This window comes from Marinobacter alkalisoli (genome assembly GCF_045449855.1).
Taxonomy (GTDB): Bacteria; Pseudomonadota; Gammaproteobacteria; order Pseudomonadales; family Oleiphilaceae; genus Marinobacter.
This window is the reverse complement of sequence record NZ_JBJJLC010000041.1, coordinates 134,261-151,085: the sequence shown is the minus strand read 5'-3', so window position 1 is coordinate 151,085 and position 16,825 is coordinate 134,261. Positions and strand designations below refer to the sequence as shown.

Here is a 16,825-nt window from a genome sequence, read left to right as displayed (position 1 = left end):
TTCCATCCCAAGTACCGCAACGAAGACACCGGCCGGCTGGCCTACGATCCGGCCATCCTGCTGAAGATCATCCTGTTTGCTTATTCCAGGGGCATCACCTCCAGCCGGGAAATACAGTGGTGCTGCGAGACCAACATCACCTTCAAGGCGTTGTCCTGCGATACCGTTCCCCACTTCACCACCCTGGCGAAGTTCGTCAGCCGCCACTCGGATGAGATTGAAGAACTGTTCGAGCAGGTGTTGTTGGTGTGCCACGAACAGGGGTTACTGGGTAACGAACTCTTCGCCATCGATGGCTGCAAGATGCCCTCCAACGCCGCCAAGGAATGGTCCGGCACCTTCAAGGAACTGGAAGAGAAACGGAAAAAGCTGCGACGACTGATCCGCCTTCACCTGAAGGAACACCATGAACGGGATGAGGCGGCCACCGAGGCCGAACTGGACCGGGATATCCGCCGGGCAAAGACGGTCCTCTCCCTGGACGAATCCCTGAAGAAAGTGAACTGCTTCCTAAAGACGAACCGCCCAAGGATGGGCCGGGGGAAGCGGAGCAAGGAAGTGAAGAGCAATATAACCGATAACGAAAGCGCCAAGATGACCACCAGCAAGGGCACGCTCCAAGGCTATAACGGCGTGGCCACGGTGGATAGGAAACACCAGATCATCATTGATGCCCAGGCCTTTGGCGAAGGCCAGGAACACCACACCCTGCAACCGGTACTGGAAACGGTTGAAGCCCGCTATAAAAAGCTGGGCATCGCCGAGAGCATCTATCAACAAGGCACCGTTGTCACCGCCGACACTGGCTTTGCCAACGAAGCCAACATGAAGTACCTGCACGAACGTCAGATCAACGGCTACATCCCGGACAACAAGTTCCGCAGCCGGGATCCGAAGTTCGACCACCAGAAAGACAAGTACGGCAAACGTCATCAGAATCTGCCGGACAAAGGGTGGAAAGATACCATCCCGGCCAGTGAATTCCAGTTCGACCCAGTGAGCCTGACTTGCATCTGTCCGACTGGCCAGTCGCTTACTTATCGAGGGCAGCGGGAAGCCGAGAATGGCAAGATCCGGGTGCACTTCGAAGGTCGATTGTTGCAATGCCGGCACTGCCCCAAGAAACACCAATGCATGCAGAACCCGGCATCAGCCAACCACCGAAATGGGTCTGGCCGACAGGTGTCGTTCACCATCGAGAACAAACGCCTGCCCAACTACACCGACTGGATGAAGCACCGGGTGGACAGCCAGCGAGGCAAAGAGATCTACAGCCACCGCATGTCGGTGGTGGAACCGGTGTTCGGTAACATCGGCACCAACAAACGACTGAACCGGTTCAGTCTGCGGGGCAGGAAGAAGGTACAGGGCCAATGGCAGCTATACTGCCTGGTGCACAACATTGAGAAGCTGGCGAATTACGGACGGTTGGCGGCGTGATCGGGGGAAGAGAAACCTCCGGAATGCCCCTTGGCGTACGGGGCATGGGCACCTGAACCCGGCAAATACCCAGGTTGGCGGCTATAGCGGGCAACCAACCCGAAAATTGAAAAGTGCCGGCTGAATTGGCCGGTTGAATAAAAATGAGATTGAAGGCGGTGGAACGGGCTCTTTTTTTGGGTTTTTCTACAGCCTCGTTATAAATATTGATTGGGAGAATTCTCAATGCCAAAACAATCGACTTTGAGTAGATTTGAGAGGACGTTATCGCAATTTGGTGATGAAGAATTCATTCGTTTTCACTTTCCAGTGGAGAAACCGACAAGTTTTGGTTACGGAGTTGGCGTCACTCGGATCCAAGTATCAAAGAAAAAACAGGACTATAGCTATAGCGACTCGCTCTCCCTGGAAATGTCAGGGGTTATATCCTATCCTAATGAGTTTAAAGGAATTCCCTGCGATTTTTTTATTAATGATCAATTTAAAACGAAAGATATTGAGGATGGATTTCTTGGTTTTGGGGAATACGAAGGCGCTACAAATAGATTTTCATTTTGTGTAAAACTTTTGCCTTATTATTTTTGGAATTTGGTTGGTAAATGGCATCTCGAAAACTCTTGGGGTTCTGACGTTAAGTCAGTTTTCGGAGACGAGTTTTGGTCTGCGATTTCTCTAAAAGCGCTAAACTTTAGGGAAGGTTATAGTGCATTTTCTGACGGAGATTTGGTGATTTTTGACATCGCAGAAATGGGTTCGTGATTTATAACAAGTAGTTGCAGTACGTTCTGCACTTCCCCCACTTCAGTAGACACGCATCGATAATCCCGCCCCCTCATACCCCACTCTCAATCGCCACACTAGACCGCATCACGGCCTTGTCCCGCCCCGGTGGTGCGCCAAACAGCTTGCGGTAATCGCGGCTGAACTGGGACGGGCTTTCATAGCCGACCTGGTAGCCAACACTCGCCACTTCCTGATCGCTTAACAGCAGCCGCCGGGCTTCCTGCAGGCGCACCAGCTTCTGGAATTGCACGGGCGTTAACCGGGTGATGCTCTTGAAATGCCGGTGGAAGGTCGCCGGGCTCATACTCGCCATCGCCGCCAGCTCGGCCACCCGGAAGGGCTGTTGGTAGTTCGCCTGCATCCAGGCCGTTACCCGGCCAATGCGGGCGGTGTCGCTGTCCTTCAGGCCGACCTGCTGCAGGGCCGGCCCCAGCTGCGACCGCAATACTCGCCAACAGATTTCCCGGCGGACAAGCGGCTCCAGTACGTCACGGTCATCCGGCTGATCGAGCAACCGGAGCAGGCGGATGACAGGATCGTACAGCTCATCCGGCATCCCGGCCGTGACCAACGCCGGCTGCTTTGGGCCCCGGTACGCCATCTCCGGATGGGTCACCAGCAGCTCGGAAATCATTGCTGGATCAATCGACAGACTCAACGCCAGATACGGCTTATCGGGGGCGGCCTGCACGATCCGGGAGTTCACCGGCACATTGACGGACGCCAGCAGGCACTCGCCCTGGCGATAATGAAAAGCCGACTCTCCAATCGCCGTCACCTTGGCCCCCTGCAATACGATGCAGAACGAGGTCTGGTAAAGGGCCCGGATGGTGCCGCTGGGTTCCAGGGCGCGGGTCAGGCGCAAACCGTCGATCGCGTTCTCCGGGCCACGGGTCAGCCATTGCTGCTCGACAAGATCACGGAGCCGGCTCAGGGATGGGTTGTCCGGTTGCATTGGAATGACGTTGGGCTGGGCGGTCATGGTGGTCTCCTGTTCTGGTGGAATCATAGACTGTCCGGCGCCGCACTTCAGCAGGGGTATCCCCGGGCTGATACCAGGTTGAGAGGATTGTGCAATCCTCTGAGAGTTTCCGCCAGCCCGATTGGCCATGCGTCACCTAGTATGAACCCCCAGTCCTGCTCCGGCAGGTTCTTCCACAATGAAGAGGTGATCGGTTATGACAACTCCCAACCTACCCCAATCCACCCATGACGCGCCCCTGCGCCTGCGGACGCTGGGCAACTCGGGTCTGTTTGTATCGGAACTGTGCCTGGGCACCATGACCTTCGGCGGCGGGGACGACATGTGGGGGCTGATCGGCCAGTTGCAGCAGGAACAGGCCGATGAACTGGTGAAGACTGCCCTGGAGGCGGGCATCAACTTTATCGATACCGCCAACGTGTACGGTGGTGGCGCCAGTGAGCGCATTGTGGGCCAGTCCCTGAAGAATCTGGACGTCCGCCGCGAAGATGTCGTACTGGCCACCAAGGTGCTCGGCCCGATGGGCGACGGCCCCAACGCCCGCGGCGCCTCCCGTGGCCACATCATGAACGAGTGCAAGGCCAGTCTGCAGCGACTGCAAACAGACTATATCGATCTGTACCAGATCCACGGCTTCGACCCGGCCACGCCGATAGAGGAAACCCTGGAGGCGCTGAATACCCTGGTGCAGCACGGCCATGTCCGTTACGTCGGCCTGTCGAACTGGGCCGCCTGGCAGGTGATGAAAGCCGTTGGCATTACCCGGGCCCGCCGCCTGTGCCCGATTCTGTCATTGCAGGCCTACTACACCCTCGTGGGCCGGGATCTCGAGCGGGAAGTAATCCCCATGCTGGAGTCCGAAGACATCGGCCTGATGGTGTGGAGCCCGTTGGCGGGCGGCTACCTTTCCGGCAAGTACGAAGGGCCGGACGTCTCCGAGGAAAACCGGCGCGCCAAGTTTGATTTCCCGCCGGTCAACCGGGAGCGTGGCAGCGCGGTCATCACCACGATGCGGGAGATCGCCGCCGGTAAGCAGGTCGACGGCCAGCCCGTCAGCGTGGCTCAAACCGCGCTCGCCTGGCTGCTGCACCAGAACGCGGTGACCAGCGTCATCGTGGGCGCCAAGCGGGTCGACCAGTTACGGGACAATATCCTGGCGGCACAAATCCGGTTCTCAGCCGACGAACTGGCAGCCCTGGATGAGGTCAGCCGCCTGCCGGCGGAGTATCCGGGCTGGATGCTGGAGCGACAGGGGGAGTATCGGGCGCATAGGCAGGGGTGATGATTTGAGTTCACTCTTTGTCACGAGCCTGATATCCATTTAGAGTCTTATCAATCAGGGCAGATTGAGCTTCGAGGATTCCATGACGCAACAAGACACGAGGTCTGAGTTCAACGCGCGGCTGCTTCGGCCGAAAGGATCGGGTAGTGGCAGCGCGTGGGCTTTCGTCATCCTGCCCCATGAAGCAAGCGCAAAGCTTCCGAGACGCGGTCGGGTCACTGTAATGGCTGCGATTAACGGGCACGGTTTCCAGGCCTTGCTCGAGCCGGATGGTCAGAAGAGTCACTGGCTGCGGATTGATGAAGATCTGCTTGAAGCTTCACACGCACGAATCGGGGACGAGGCCCACTTCGAAATCGCGGCCGTGGAGCAGGAGCCTGAGCCGGAAGTACCTGCTGACCTGGCGCAGGCTCTGGAGGCTGCCCCTGAATCCCTGGCTACGTGGAATTCAACAACGCCAATCGCACGCCTCGATTGGATTCATTGGATTACGTCGGCCAAACAGGCAAAAACCCGCGTGAAGCGCATCAACGATGCATGTGACATGCTCGCCTCAGGCAAGAAGCGGGTTTGCTGTTTTGATCCATCGGGGTTCTACAGCAAGGCATTCAGTGCGCCGCAGATTGAGGAATAGACACGTCCAGTTACTCGATGCCCGGCATGGCGATGTATCCCGGCAGTGCCTTGATACGGTCGATCCACGCCCGGATCGCTGGGTAGGGTTCAAGCAACACGCCCCCTTCCCAGCCAACGGCGATGTAGGGGAACACGGCGCAGTCCGCGATGGTCGGACGGCCCAGGGCCAGCCAGGAGTGTTCATTCAGGTGCTGCTCGATCAGAGGCAAAACCTGGGCACTGACGTTCAGTGCGTGCGCCTTGTCCATTGGGTATCCAAACTTGTCCACCAGCCGGGCGACGTTTGGGCCGTTGTGGATTTCGTTGGCAGCGGTGGACAGCCACTGCATGATCTCGCCCTGGTGGGCGGCCGCATCCGGCCACCACTGATGGCCGCCATACTGGCGTGCCAGGTACACCAGGATCGCCTGGGAATCCCGCAGCACCAGGTTCCCGTCGGTCAGTACCGGCACCTGGCCCCAGGGGTTCAGGTCAATGAACGGTGAGCGCTTGTGGGCGCCGCCGGGCAGATCCACCGGTTCCCGTTCCAGCTCAATGCCCGCCAAAGCGGCAAACAGACGAACTTTGTAGCAGTTACCGGAGAGTTCCAGGTCGTACAGTGTCATGGTCGCTTCCTCCTCAGGATGTGGGTGTGTGGCTTGATATGTCGTCGTGGGGCGCCGGTTCAGGCAGCAGCTGGTTAAACTCCAGCACGTTCCTGTCCGGGTCGCGGATGAACAGGGTGATCCGACGCGGGCCAAGGCGATGGATGCCTTCGGTGATGGGAATGCCCGCCTGATCAAGCCAGTCCTTCAGGGCGTAGAGGTCGTCCACCACAAAAGCCGGATGGGTGATGCCGGGCAGCTTGATCGGCTCGTCCAGAAGGACATTCCTGCTGTGGGGCAATCGCGTGGCATTGAAAATCAGGTTGATACGTACGCCATCGGTCGTTTCCATTTCATTGGCCTCGTACTGGCCGAAACGACGCACCTCCTGGAACCCGAGTTGCTCATAGAAAGCGACCGCCTCCTGACGATCGCTCACCCGGATACCGACATGGTCATATTGATGAATGCGCTGAGGTTGTTTCATGGCTGACTCCGTATGGGTGACGTTGTGTTGCCAGTAAACGCCTCTACACGGATTCAATAAATGCCGCGGACCTGTTAGGTTTATTCAGGTTTTTGCACAAATCCCCTGTGAGCGGCTGCGGAAGGTATCTGACAATGGACAAACTCAAGGCCATGAGCACCTTTGTCGCCATTGTCGACGAGGGCAGTCTGTCCGCCGCCGCCAACAGACTGGACCGGTCCCCGGCCGCTGTGGTGCGGACCCTTGCCACACTGGAAAAGCACCTTGGCGTTCGCCTGCTGAACCGCAGCACCCGTCGCATTGCGTTAACGGACGAAGGCCGTGATTACCTGCTGCACAGCCGGCAAATACTTGCGGATATCGAGGCGATGGAGGTCCGGCTCGACAGCTGCCGTGCCAACCCGGCCGGCAAGCTGAGGATCACTGCCCCGGAAACGTTCGGACGCCTGCACCTGGCGCCGTTGCTGAACCAGTGGCTCAAGCAGAATCCTGGCATGAGCGCTGAATTGACCCTGGACGATCATATTGTGGATATGATCGAGCAGGGGTTTGATCTGGCGCTGCGTATCGGCCATCTCGCCGATTCTTCTCTGGTGGCTCGGGTGGTCGGCAGCACTCCATACGTAATCTGTGCGAGTCCGGCATTGATCGGGCAGATGGGCGTGCCCACCCACCCCAGGCAGTTGTCGGACTGGCCGACTGTGTGCTTCGACCCCGCTGGCGAGGTTTGGCAATTTCAGGTCGATGGGGAGCCTTGGGAGCAGCGCGTCCACCCCGTTGTCAGTGTCAACAGGATCGAGGCAGGGCTTGACGCCGCCCGGGACGGCCTCGGCCTCTGCCGGGTGCTGGGTTACCAGGCGCAGAAAGACGTTGAATATGGCACGTTGGTACCGGTCCTGGCCGACTACATCGTGTCGGAACTGCCGGTGCAGTTTGTTTTCCCCCACAGCCGCCTGCTGTCACCGAGGGTACGGCACTTTCTGGAATCGGTGGTGGAACCGTTGCAGCAACGCATTAAGGCCATACCATGATCCGGTGGAGTGGAATAAAGGAGGGTTTGCTGCTTTGATCCATCGGGGTTCTGCAGAAAATCGGGACAGGTTTATTTTCTTACCGCATCGAAAAAATCGCACGATTGTCGAAAACCGCGGTGCCCGATCGACTACCCGATGAGTCTATCAAAGGTTTTGATGAAACGACGATCGGGAGAAACTCCATGAAATACCTGTTACTGGCCTACGGGAACGAAGCAAAATTCAATGAGATGAGCAAAGCCGAGCTGGCCGAGGTTGGGGAGAAGTGCAAGGGCTTCGACGCCGAGATGCGGGCGGCGGGCGAGGTCACATGGGCTGGGAGCCTGAGCTGGGACTCGAAGTCGATGCGCCTCAAGGACGGCAAACTGACGGTCACCGACGGGCCGTTCGCGGAAACCAAGGAGGTCGTGGGCGGCGTGGTGATCATCGAAGCGCCGGACTTCGACGCAGCGGTGAGGCTCGCCTCGCTGCACCCGGCAGCGCGCATGGGCGAGGAGCTGGGCTGGGGCATCGAGCTCCGCCCGATGGACTACTGCCCCGCGATCCGCGAGGCGGAGGCCGCGCGCGACCAGTGATGGCTAGCGTTTTGGGGCGTGACGCAACGCAAGGAGGAGACAAGATGAAAGACGAATTTGGAGCGCCAAAGGTAGTCGATCGAAGCACCTTCCAGAACGAAGTGGACGCATTGCGAATCCGAGAGAAAGAACATATGAAGGAGCGCGACGCCATCGCTGCCTCCCGCCGCCGGCTTCCCATGGTCGAGGTGGATGCCGAGACACCGCTGATCCACGAGCGCGGAACGGTGACGCTGTTGGACGCATTTGAGGGCCGCAGGATGCTCATCGCCTACTACTTCATGTGGCACGCCGGGCACCCGGCGGCGGAGCAGTGCGAGGGTTGCGCCTTATTCACGGCGCAGGTGCGCGAGCTGTCCTTCCTTCATTCCCGCGACGTTACCTACGCCACGTTCTGCCAGGGCCCGTACGAAGAGAGCGCCCGATACCGTGACTTCATGGGCTGGACGATGCCGTGGTACTCGGCCCAGGGGGCGTCGCTTGAGGCTCTCCTGGATGGTCGCCGGGCGGGCACGATGTATCTGGTTTGCTACTTGCGACAAGGCGACAGGGTCTTTGAGACCTACTGGACAACAAGGCGCGGCGTCGAGGTGATGGGCAACAGCTACCCGCTGCTCGACTTGACGGTATATGGCCGGCAGGAATGGTGGGAGGACTCGCCGACCGGCTGGCCGCAACCGTGGAAGGACGACGACGAAGAGAACCCGTTCCGTTCTGGTGGGCGCCCCATCGTCCAGTGGCCTCGGGTAAAGGCGGGGCATTCGGACGATCTGTGACCCAAGACAGCATGGATCGAACCGGCGCTCTGATCGATCGCCGACGCATAACAAAGCGCATCAATTCGCGCCTGTTGACACCGGGCACTCGCCTCCTGCACAGCGTTGGGCTGCATTGGAGGTGTTCTGTTGAAGAATTCGAGAGGGAGGAATTCATGTCAGAAATCGCCCCCCCCCAAACCACCCTATTACGCCGTCATTTTCAGCAGCCACCGCACGGACGGTACCAACGGCTACGCCGAAATGGCCGAACGGATGGCGGAGTTATTGCCCCGGTCTAAGTCCCGGCCAGGACGACCCGAAACCAGCCCCTTGCCTCATTGCAGGGGGTTCTCCGGACAATCGCACTTCGTGATGACGTGGAGATACTACAGAATATTACCCTTCGGCATGGCAGGCCTTTAATTTCCCCACTATTTTGTTGGTTGGTTTGAACACAAAAGCGGAATAACTCAGCGGTCACGTTTCTGTAGTCAGTGTGACCGCTATCCAATTGCTGCATTCAGGGAGATGGACCTTTGAGCAACCTTACAGGGAAGTGTTTGTGCGAAACGGTGAGCTATGAAATTGAAGGGCGACTCGGCCCTATTTTCAATTGTCATTGCTCCAAGTGCCGGCGGTGGCACGGTGCTGCTTTCCGCACTCGCGCCTCGATTCGTAGTGACCAGTTTCGGTGGCTGTCCGGAGAGCACAATCTCACACCGTATGCCTCGTCCGAGAACGTCACCAAGTACTTTTGCAAGACGTGTGGCTCGCCTTTAATCAGTACCTATAAAGATCGTCCGGAAGTTGTCGGCATCCCACTTGGTGGTCTGGAAGGTGACATCGATGATGAGCCCGAGGCGCATATTTTTACGGGTTCAAAGGCAAGCTGGCATCAAATCACAGACTTGCTGCCACAGTTCGACAACTGGCCAGACAGTGAGTCCCGGGTCAGAGAGACAAAGGCATAACCATGCCAGTCACGGCTACGGCATTGGCCCCATTAACACTGGCGTCACACGGCGAGGCCATGCCTTATGAGTTCGGTAAAATTAAGGGCACTTCAACAAAAAGATAAAGCAGCTGTTGTGTCGATGCTGGGAGATTCCGAGGTGATGAGGTTTCTGGGACCTCGTCGCCCGCTTACAGAAGACGAAGCGAATTCCTGGTTCAGAAATGCGCTCGACAATCCGTCCCGGTTTGTTATCGCGCAGGCCGATACCGATGAGTTCATTGGGTTCTGCGGCATCAAGGAAATCAATGGGGTTCTCGATTTTGGTTACTTCATCAGATCGGAGTTCTGGGGAAAGGGCGTCGCGGCCAAGGCCTGTCAGTTAGCCGTTGAAAAGCTGGCCACAGAAATGGATTTAGAGGCGGTCCAGGTTTTCATTGCCGAGGATAACGTAGCCAGCCAGAAAGTAGCCGAAAAATTGGGTTGGCAAGTAAAACAGGTTGGTTACAAGGATGGAGAGCATGGCCGATACTACCGAATCACTCTGTAACCGGGAGCAATTTATTAGTCCTCAGCCTTTGTGATCCCTGTCAGGGCATTCAATATTCGGAGAAATTCATGTCTGAAATCGCCAACACCCCCAAGCCCCCCTATTACGCCGTCATTTTCAGCAGCCACCGCACGGACGGTGACAACGGCTACGCCGAGATGGCTGAAAGAATGGCGGAGTTAGCTGCCGAGCAGCCAGGCTTTTTGGGCATGGAGTCCGCCAGGGAGAATTTGGGCATTACGGTATCCTACTGGGAAAGCCTTGAGGCCATCCGCAACTGGAAGAAGAACGCTGAGCATCAAGAGGCCCAGAGGATTGGTCGTCAGCAATGGTATTCCAGCTTTCGGGTCCGGATAGCCAAGGTCGAGCGTGAATACGGTATTTAATCCATCACTCAGGTAACGGACATGACCGCACAGAACGTTGTGATCAGGGACGAATGAAGGCTTCAAAAGAGTTCTGGGACAAGAGCGCACCCCGCTATGCCAAAAGCCCGGTGCGGGACGAGGAAACCTATCAGAAGAAACTGGCCATCACTCAGGGGTATTTTCAGCCAGGCTGGTCGGTACTGGAATTCGGCTGTGGTACTGGCAGCACCGCCCTTGTTCATGCGCCCTATGTGAAAGAGATTCTTGCTACCGACATATCCGGCACGATGCTGGATATCGCCGCGCAGAAGGCCCGCGATGCCGGCGTTGGGAATGTACGCTTTCAGCAGGGCACGCTGGAGAGCCTGGAACTGGAGGCGGAAAGCTTTGATGCCGTGTTGGGGCTCAGTATCCTGCATCTGTTGGAAGATGCAGAGGCGGCAATTTCCCGGGTTCACGGGTTGCTGAAGCCCGGCGGTATTTTTGTATCCAGCACCGCGCTGGTGGCCGAACTCATGTTTCTCTGGCGGCTGTTGATTCCGGCCATGCAGACGGTGAGGCTGGCGCCGTTTGTGAATCGCTTGAACCGGCAGCAACTGGTGTCGATGCTGATCAATGCCGGATTCAGCATTGACTACGAATGGCAGCCGAATAAGGCATCGGTTTTTCTCGTTGCCCGGAAGTAAGTGTTGTCAGCACTGTCGATTTCCCATGCTCCCGTTCGACTAGATTAAGAACCCATCGAACGAACGGTGCCCGCGCACCTGTGGAGCTGAACATGCTGAAATTATACGGAACACCCCCTACCCGCGCATTGCGCGTTATCTGGTTGCTCAACGAACTCGGCCTGGAGTACGAACTGCACCCGGTGGACCTCCTGCATGGAGAGCAACTCCAGCAAGATTTTCTTTCCCTCAACCCTGCCGCCAAAGTGCCGGTATTGGTAGACGGCAGCCTTGTGGTAACTGAATCGGCCGCGATCCAGCTTTACCTGGCCGAGAAACATCCCCAAGCGGGCTTCATCCCGGAGTCAGTGGAGGACAGAGCGCAGATGTACCGCTGGATTTTCTTCCTGGTGACCGAGATTGAGCAGCCTCTGTGGCGCATCGCGCGTCACACGTTCGTTTACCCGGAAGAGAAGCAATTGCCTCAGGATGTCGAGTTGGCAACGCAGGAATGCGTGGACATGGTGGCCGTGCTCGAGATGCACATGGCAGAACGCGAGTTCCTCGTTGGCGACCGGCTCAGCGTGGCGGACTTCAACGCCGCGTATACGCTGGACTGGGCGAACGAAGAGAAGATGCTCGACAATGCACCAAGGCTGCGAGAATACCTGAGGGCGATGTACGCCCGCCCTACAGCTCCGATAACCATTGGTGAGGCTTTCGCAGCGATGGAAAGCCAGGCCTTAAAATAAGGCGAAAAGATCAACAAAATCTGATTCGGTGTCGATTTCACATGCTCCAGTTCGACTGAATAATGATTCGCTAGAACAAGCGCAGTCACTCAACAAACTTTAGGAGAACAGCAATGTCTCGAATGATTTTTGTGAACCTGCCGGTAACGAACCTGGAAGCATCGATGGCTTTCTACAAATCGATCGGCTTCGAGAACAACCCTCATTTTACAGACGATACTGCTGCGTGCATGGTGTGGAGCGAGGCAATTAACGTCATGCTGCTTACACACGACAAGTGGCGCACCTTCACGGATCGTCCCATCCCACCCTCAACGTTTAGCGAGGTGATGCTTGCGATATCCTGCGATAGTCGCGAGACGGTCGATGCCATGAACGAGGCGGCTGCTGCGAATGGCGGCACAGCGGACATCAATCCCGTTCAGGAGCTTGGTTTTATGTATAACCGTAACCTCGCGGATCCCGACGGCCACGTTTGGGAAACAATGTGGATGGACCCGGCAGCAATGCCTCCGAACGAACCGACAGCCTGAAGGAAGGCGTGAGACACCCTCTCAGGAAAAGGCCTGATACCCCTGAGAACCACAGGGTCGCCCCATGCACCAGCATAATGCCCAGAAATCGGCTGACTGCTTGTCAGCAAGCCGCCGCCATGCTTCACTTTCTGGACGCGTACCCCAACCGGAGACTACCTTATGTCCAACCCTGTCACTGTCAGTTCATTTAGGCCACAAGGTGCCCGTCAGTTGTGGCTGTTGCTGTTCAGTGTCTTGTTTCTGGGCGGGTGTTCCTCGGTGTACTACAAAACCATGGAGAAGTTCGGGTATGAAAAACGCGACATCCTGGTGGACCGGGTGGAAGACGCGCGGGACAGCCAGAATGACGCCCAGGAAACCTTCCGCTCATCTCTGGAGCGCTTCCAGAGCGTCGTGGATACGCCGGATACCGAACTCAAGGATCGGTATACTGAGATCAGCGATGCCTATGAAGACAGCAAGTCGAGTGCGGAGGACGTCCGCGATCGCATCGACAAGGTGGAAGAGGTTGCAGAAGATCTGTTCGCGGAATGGGAGGATGAACTGGATCTCTACGAAAACGCCTCTCTGCGACGCAACAGCGAACAGCAGCTTGATGAGACCCAAGCTCAGTACAGTCAACTGATCAGCCGTATGCACGAAGCCGAAGAGCGTATGGAGCCAGTGTTGCAGGCGTTTCAGGATCAGGTGCTGTATCTCAAGCATAACCTCAACGCCCAGGCGATCGGTTCCCTGGAGAACGAGCTGGTGAGTATCCGTCAGGACGTGGATGAGTTGATTCGCAATATGGAACAATCAATCGACGAGTCCGAGGCCTTTATCCGGCGCTTCCGCGAAGGCGGATAACGCCTGCCGCGAACGGGCACCGAACACATACCGTCAAGGAAATAATATGAACAGCGAGCCGGTATTGTTTGCCCTGGAAGGTAGCCACGAGTTTGGTCGTTCCGTTGCCACACAGCTAAATACCAGCCTGGCTGCCCATGAGGATCGCGCCTTTGACGATGGCGAACACAAGTCCCGGCCACTGCAGAGTTTACGGGGCCGGGACGTTTACGTTCTTCATACCCTCTTTAGCGAGGAAACCTTAAGCGTTAATGACAAGCTGCTGCGCCTCCTGTTTTTCATCGCTACCGTTAAAGATGCCGGTGCGAAACGCGTCACCGCGCTGCTGCCGTATCTGGCTTATGCCCGCAAGGATCGTCGCGCCAAGGATCAGGACCCGGTCACCACACGCTACGTGGCGCAACTGCTCGAAGCGATGGGGGTGGACTGTGTGGTGGCGCTGGAAGTTCACAACCGCGGCGCGTTCGACAACGCCTTCCGCTGCCAGACGGTACATCTGGAAGCCCACAGCCTGTTCGCCAATGCACTCATCGACCGTGTAAGTGGCGAGCCAATCGTTATTGTTTCCCCCGACGCCGGTGGCACCAAACGCGTGGACCGTTTCCGCGACGCCTGGGCGGATGCCACTGGCGAACAGCCACCCTCCGCCTTCCTGGAAAAACGACGAAGCAATGGCAAAGTAACCGGCGATGCCGTGATGGGGGATATGACAGGCAAGGTTGCCATCATCGTTGACGATATGGTGGCGAGCGGCACCACCCTGTTGCGCGCAGCAGACGCTTGCAAGGACAAGGGAGCCACCAGGGTTTTCGGGGTCATCACCCATGCCCTGTTCGGGCCGGGTTCGGAGCAACTTTACCGCTCGGGGGCTATGGATCAGCTTTTCATTACAGACAGCGTTACACCGCAGCAGAAACCGGAGGAACAAGGCCGGGTCACCACCATTCCGGTTGCGGAGCTGTTTGCCCAGGCCGTTCGGGAACTGCATACAGACTGAACATGTCCATCTGTAGCAACAGGTGAGCGGTTTGGGGCGTTATCAACACATTCCCACAACCCCGGTTGTCATCGCCCGTTTTTTGGTATACAGATTAACTGGGTACGCAACTTTTCATGGCATCTACGCGCCCCCAGGCATCCAAATCGTCCCCATCTTGGAAGTGGAGTCTACTCATGCAGCCAAAAGACGTCGTGGCGCAGTTCATTGCCGATATCCATGCCCAGCGTTTTGATGAGGCAAAGGCCTTGCTGGTTGATGAAGGGTTTGAGTATGTGGGGCCGAATATGCGTTTCCTTAGTCCGGATGACATGCTGTCCTACCAATTCGGTGTGGCTGCCATTCAGAAAGATCTGATCGTCCGTCAGCTCAGTGCTGACGGGGAGCACGTGTTCGCGATCCTGGATTACCGGACCAACTTTGAACCGATCGGGGATGTGCGGCTTGCCGTCTGGTTTCGTGTTCGGAACGATAAAATCCAGACAATTGAAGCCTTCTATAATGCCGCAGTGGTTGAAAACATGCTGGGAGGCAACCTACCTTCAGCCGATTGATTCCAGGGATCATATTACTACCGGAAACCTGGACAGGGAGTCAAAGCTATGGAGCGCCAAAACGCCGACCCTGCGCTCGAGCTGGCATTGAGACAGTTTGATGAGGCGCTAGCGGACTTCGCCCGCGCCCGTCTGGCCGATCCCAGGGCCTCCAGCCTTGAACTGCTGGAGCGCGCGCGAATGCTGATGACACAGCCGGGCGGCTTTGACGCCCTGTACCGGCGGGTACGCTCGCTGGAATCCGCTGGCATCTTCGGCGCCAGCGACTGGGCGCAGCCGGCCATCCTGCAGCCGGCACTGGCCAAGCACTCCCTGCGCGAGGCCGGGGCCGTTACGACCGTCGTAGAGGCCATCAGCGAGCTACGGATGCTCGCAGTCACCCTGGGTGATTACTTCCATCCCGGCATTTCTGCGGAACAGGCTCGCCATTTCCTGACCCAGGTTATGGCGTTGAACCTGGATCTGCTGTCTGGCCAACTCACGGAAGCCGACCGGGAACGCCCGAAACAACTCGGGATAATCGTCCAGGAACTCTACCGATATCTGATTTCCCATCTTGGCTATGAGAGCCTGCTGGACAGCCTGGTGGAGGAAGTCTGGCGTTTGCTGGACCAGGGACCGGTGCAGGTTGACAGCATCTGCGAGATGATCGATCAGATCGCCAAGTGCCTTTATGACCCCAAGATAAAAACCACCGGCACCGCCGCCGCAACCCGCCTGGTCAACGCCCTGTTTGCGCCCACACCAGCCAGCGCCGAAGACCCGGGCCTGCAGATCTATGAGCAGCGGCTATCGGAGATGGACGACGCAGAACTATCTTCCGAAGCCACGTGCTTTGCCCGCAGCATGCACGACACCGGTCTGGCCTCCCCTTACCACGCGGTTATGCTGAGGTTCCTGCGCGACAGTGACCAGGACGATCTGGTACCCGACACACTGGGGCTGACCATGACCGGCCTGGACGATCTCTACTGCTACACTGAACTGGTCCATGCCCTAATTGACGAGGCCATATACCCGGAAACCTGCCAGGCCGTTTATGGCCTTACCATGATGCTGGAGCGGGGTTCACTGTTTACGCCCTCCGTGGCCCAGGCCCTGTGGCGGCAAATCAAACTCCACCTGTCAGTGGAGACCGCACACACCCTGCAAGATGTCTTTGGCAATGCCCGGCCGCCCCGGGTATTCCTGCTGGCCGGTGTCATCAATCTTTTGGGGCAGCCGCTGGGTGTGGGCCAGGGCAACAACCCCACCTGCCAGTCTGCGATCGGTCTGTCGATGTGGGCGTCCAACGAGGCCGATTACCTGCTTCAAGTACTGGCCTGGGCGGCCCGGGACAACGAAGTGCTGAGCCGCTTCGAGGGCCAGAACGTCTCTTCCAGAGATCTGGAGCCCGGGCTGGTGGACGGAACGCCGGTCGATGTGGACCCGGTCTCGCTGATCCTTATCCCCCATCTGGATCGCATCTACGGCGAAATGTGGCGCCGTTGTGAAAACCGGGATGACGATGCCCACCGCTGGATCAACCCGGAATTCTATGGCTGGTGGGTCAGCCAGGGGTTCCGTGTCGTGGCCGATATCCACACTGGCGAGGTGCGCGACTACGAAGGCTTCATCCGGCACTTCTATGCCAGCTACCACCCCTTCTACAACGGGAACATGCCAGTGATCCACGCCCAGCCGGCCGGCATTGCCGTAACGGACGGTGCTGCCCGTTACGTAGGCCGCCACGCCATCAACATCCTGAGAGTCGGGCTCAGCCCCCAGGACCAGATGCGGGTCTACTTCTTCAACCCCAACAACGACAGCGGCCAGGACTGGGGCCAGGGAATTACCTGCTCCACCCAGGGCCACGGCGAATTTTGCGGCGAAGCCTCCCTGCCCATTGCCGAGTTTACCTCTCGCCTATACGCATTCCATTACGACCCCCTGGAGCTGGGTGACCTGTCGGCAGTACCAGATGCCGAAGTTACCCGTATTATGGAGCTTGGCTACACCAGCTGGGCGGCATCGTCTGAGAAATCACCACGCTGAGGCCAACGGC

The 16,825-nt window shown here is 57.6% G+C and carries 20 protein-coding genes; 17 read left to right on the top strand and 3 right to left on the bottom strand.

Going from position 1 to position 16,825, the window contains the following annotated elements; genetic code table 11:
• Together ACJO5Y_RS16375 and ACJO5Y_RS16370 are read left to right on the top strand one after the other, a co-directional pair.
• A partial coding sequence (locus ACJO5Y_RS16375; protein ID WP_406988710.1) for a transposase occupies positions 1–1,440 on the top strand: 1,440 nt, incomplete at its 5' end.
• A gap of 225 nt (positions 1,441–1,665) precedes the next feature.
• Positions 1,666–2,199: a hypothetical protein gene (locus tag ACJO5Y_RS16370; protein WP_406988708.1), complete on the top strand. Its 534-nt coding sequence runs from the start codon at positions 1,666–1,668 to the stop codon at positions 2,197–2,199.
• Positions 2,200–2,272: 73 nt separating this feature from the next.
• On the opposite strand, the gene ACJO5Y_RS16365 is transcribed toward ACJO5Y_RS16370, so the two are convergent.
• A complete protein-coding gene (locus ACJO5Y_RS16365) occupies positions 2,273–3,232 on the bottom strand; it encodes an AraC family transcriptional regulator (RefSeq protein WP_406988707.1) in 960 nt (319 codons plus the stop codon).
• A gap of 169 nt (positions 3,233–3,401) precedes the next feature.
• On the opposite strand from ACJO5Y_RS16365, the gene ACJO5Y_RS16360 reads away from it, so the two are divergent.
• Positions 3,402–4,487, top strand: a complete 1,086-nt coding sequence (locus ACJO5Y_RS16360; protein ID WP_406988705.1) for an aldo/keto reductase — start codon at positions 3,402–3,404, stop codon at positions 4,485–4,487.
• An 82-nt stretch (positions 4,488–4,569) separates the two neighbouring features.
• Entirely contained in the window at positions 4,570–5,121 is a 552-nt protein-coding gene (locus ACJO5Y_RS16355) for a YdeI/OmpD-associated family protein (protein ID WP_406988704.1), read from the top strand.
• A 10-nt stretch (positions 5,122–5,131) separates the two neighbouring features.
• Here ACJO5Y_RS16355 and ACJO5Y_RS16350 read toward each other — a convergent pair whose 3' ends face one another.
• Positions 5,132–5,728: a glutathione S-transferase family protein gene (locus ACJO5Y_RS16350; RefSeq protein ID WP_406988702.1), complete on the bottom strand. Its 597-nt coding sequence runs from the start codon at positions 5,726–5,728 to the stop codon at positions 5,132–5,134.
• Positions 5,729–5,741: 13 nt separating this feature from the next.
• On the bottom strand, positions 5,742–6,194 hold the full coding sequence (locus tag ACJO5Y_RS16345) for a VOC family protein (protein WP_406988700.1): 453 nt from the start codon (positions 6,192–6,194) through the stop codon (positions 5,742–5,744).
• A gap of 134 nt (positions 6,195–6,328) precedes the next feature.
• On the opposite strand from ACJO5Y_RS16345, the gene ACJO5Y_RS16340 reads away from it, so the two are divergent.
• The 13 genes from ACJO5Y_RS16340 (at position 6,329) to ACJO5Y_RS16280 (ending at position 16,815) form a co-directional block, all read left to right on the top strand.
• Positions 6,329–7,225 carry a LysR family transcriptional regulator gene (locus ACJO5Y_RS16340; protein ID WP_406988699.1) on the top strand — a complete coding sequence of 299 codons (897 nt, stop codon included), beginning with the start codon at positions 6,329–6,331 and terminating at the stop codon, positions 7,223–7,225.
• A gap of 185 nt (positions 7,226–7,410) precedes the next feature.
• The gene (locus tag ACJO5Y_RS16335) at positions 7,411–7,803 is read left to right on the top strand and encodes a YciI family protein (RefSeq protein ID WP_406988697.1); all 393 of its coding nucleotides are present in this window, start codon (positions 7,411–7,413) and stop codon (positions 7,801–7,803) included.
• Between the two features lie 44 nt (positions 7,804–7,847).
• On the top strand, positions 7,848–8,579 hold the full coding sequence (locus ACJO5Y_RS16330; RefSeq protein WP_406988695.1) for a DUF899 family protein: 732 nt from the start codon (positions 7,848–7,850) through the stop codon (positions 8,577–8,579).
• 554 nt (positions 8,580–9,133) lie between these two features.
• Complete coding sequence (locus ACJO5Y_RS16325; protein ID WP_406988716.1) at positions 9,134–9,532, top strand: GFA family protein; 399 nt, start codon at positions 9,134–9,136, stop codon at positions 9,530–9,532.
• Between the two features lie 66 nt (positions 9,533–9,598).
• Complete coding sequence (locus tag ACJO5Y_RS16320) at positions 9,599–10,063, top strand: GNAT family N-acetyltransferase (protein ID WP_406988693.1); 465 nt, start codon at positions 9,599–9,601, stop codon at positions 10,061–10,063.
• A 68-nt stretch (positions 10,064–10,131) separates the two neighbouring features.
• Positions 10,132–10,449 carry an antibiotic biosynthesis monooxygenase family protein gene (locus ACJO5Y_RS16315; RefSeq protein WP_406988692.1) on the top strand — a complete coding sequence of 106 codons (318 nt, stop codon included), beginning with the start codon at positions 10,132–10,134 and terminating at the stop codon, positions 10,447–10,449.
• A 53-nt stretch (positions 10,450–10,502) separates the two neighbouring features.
• A complete protein-coding gene (locus ACJO5Y_RS16310) occupies positions 10,503–11,117 on the top strand; it encodes a class I SAM-dependent methyltransferase (protein WP_406988690.1) in 615 nt (204 codons plus the stop codon).
• A 92-nt stretch (positions 11,118–11,209) separates the two neighbouring features.
• Positions 11,210–11,848 (top strand): glutathione S-transferase family protein, encoded by a 639-nt coding sequence (locus ACJO5Y_RS16305; protein WP_406988688.1) that lies wholly within the window; start codon positions 11,210–11,212, stop codon positions 11,846–11,848.
• 113 nt (positions 11,849–11,961) lie between these two features.
• Positions 11,962–12,381: a VOC family protein gene (locus tag ACJO5Y_RS16300; RefSeq protein WP_406988687.1), complete on the top strand. Its 420-nt coding sequence runs from the start codon at positions 11,962–11,964 to the stop codon at positions 12,379–12,381.
• 162 nt (positions 12,382–12,543) lie between these two features.
• Positions 12,544–13,230: a DUF2959 domain-containing protein gene (locus tag ACJO5Y_RS16295; RefSeq protein WP_406988686.1), complete on the top strand. Its 687-nt coding sequence runs from the start codon at positions 12,544–12,546 to the stop codon at positions 13,228–13,230.
• Between the two features lie 46 nt (positions 13,231–13,276).
• On the top strand, positions 13,277–14,227 hold the full coding sequence (locus ACJO5Y_RS16290; RefSeq protein ID WP_406988685.1) for a ribose-phosphate diphosphokinase: 951 nt from the start codon (positions 13,277–13,279) through the stop codon (positions 14,225–14,227).
• Between the two features lie 176 nt (positions 14,228–14,403).
• A complete protein-coding gene (locus ACJO5Y_RS16285) occupies positions 14,404–14,781 on the top strand; it encodes a nuclear transport factor 2-like protein (RefSeq protein ID WP_406988684.1) in 378 nt (125 codons plus the stop codon).
• 48 nt (positions 14,782–14,829) lie between these two features.
• The gene (locus tag ACJO5Y_RS16280; protein ID WP_406988683.1) at positions 14,830–16,815 is read left to right on the top strand and encodes a hypothetical protein; all 1,986 of its coding nucleotides are present in this window, start codon (positions 14,830–14,832) and stop codon (positions 16,813–16,815) included.
• Positions 16,816–16,825 lie beyond the last annotated feature (10 nt).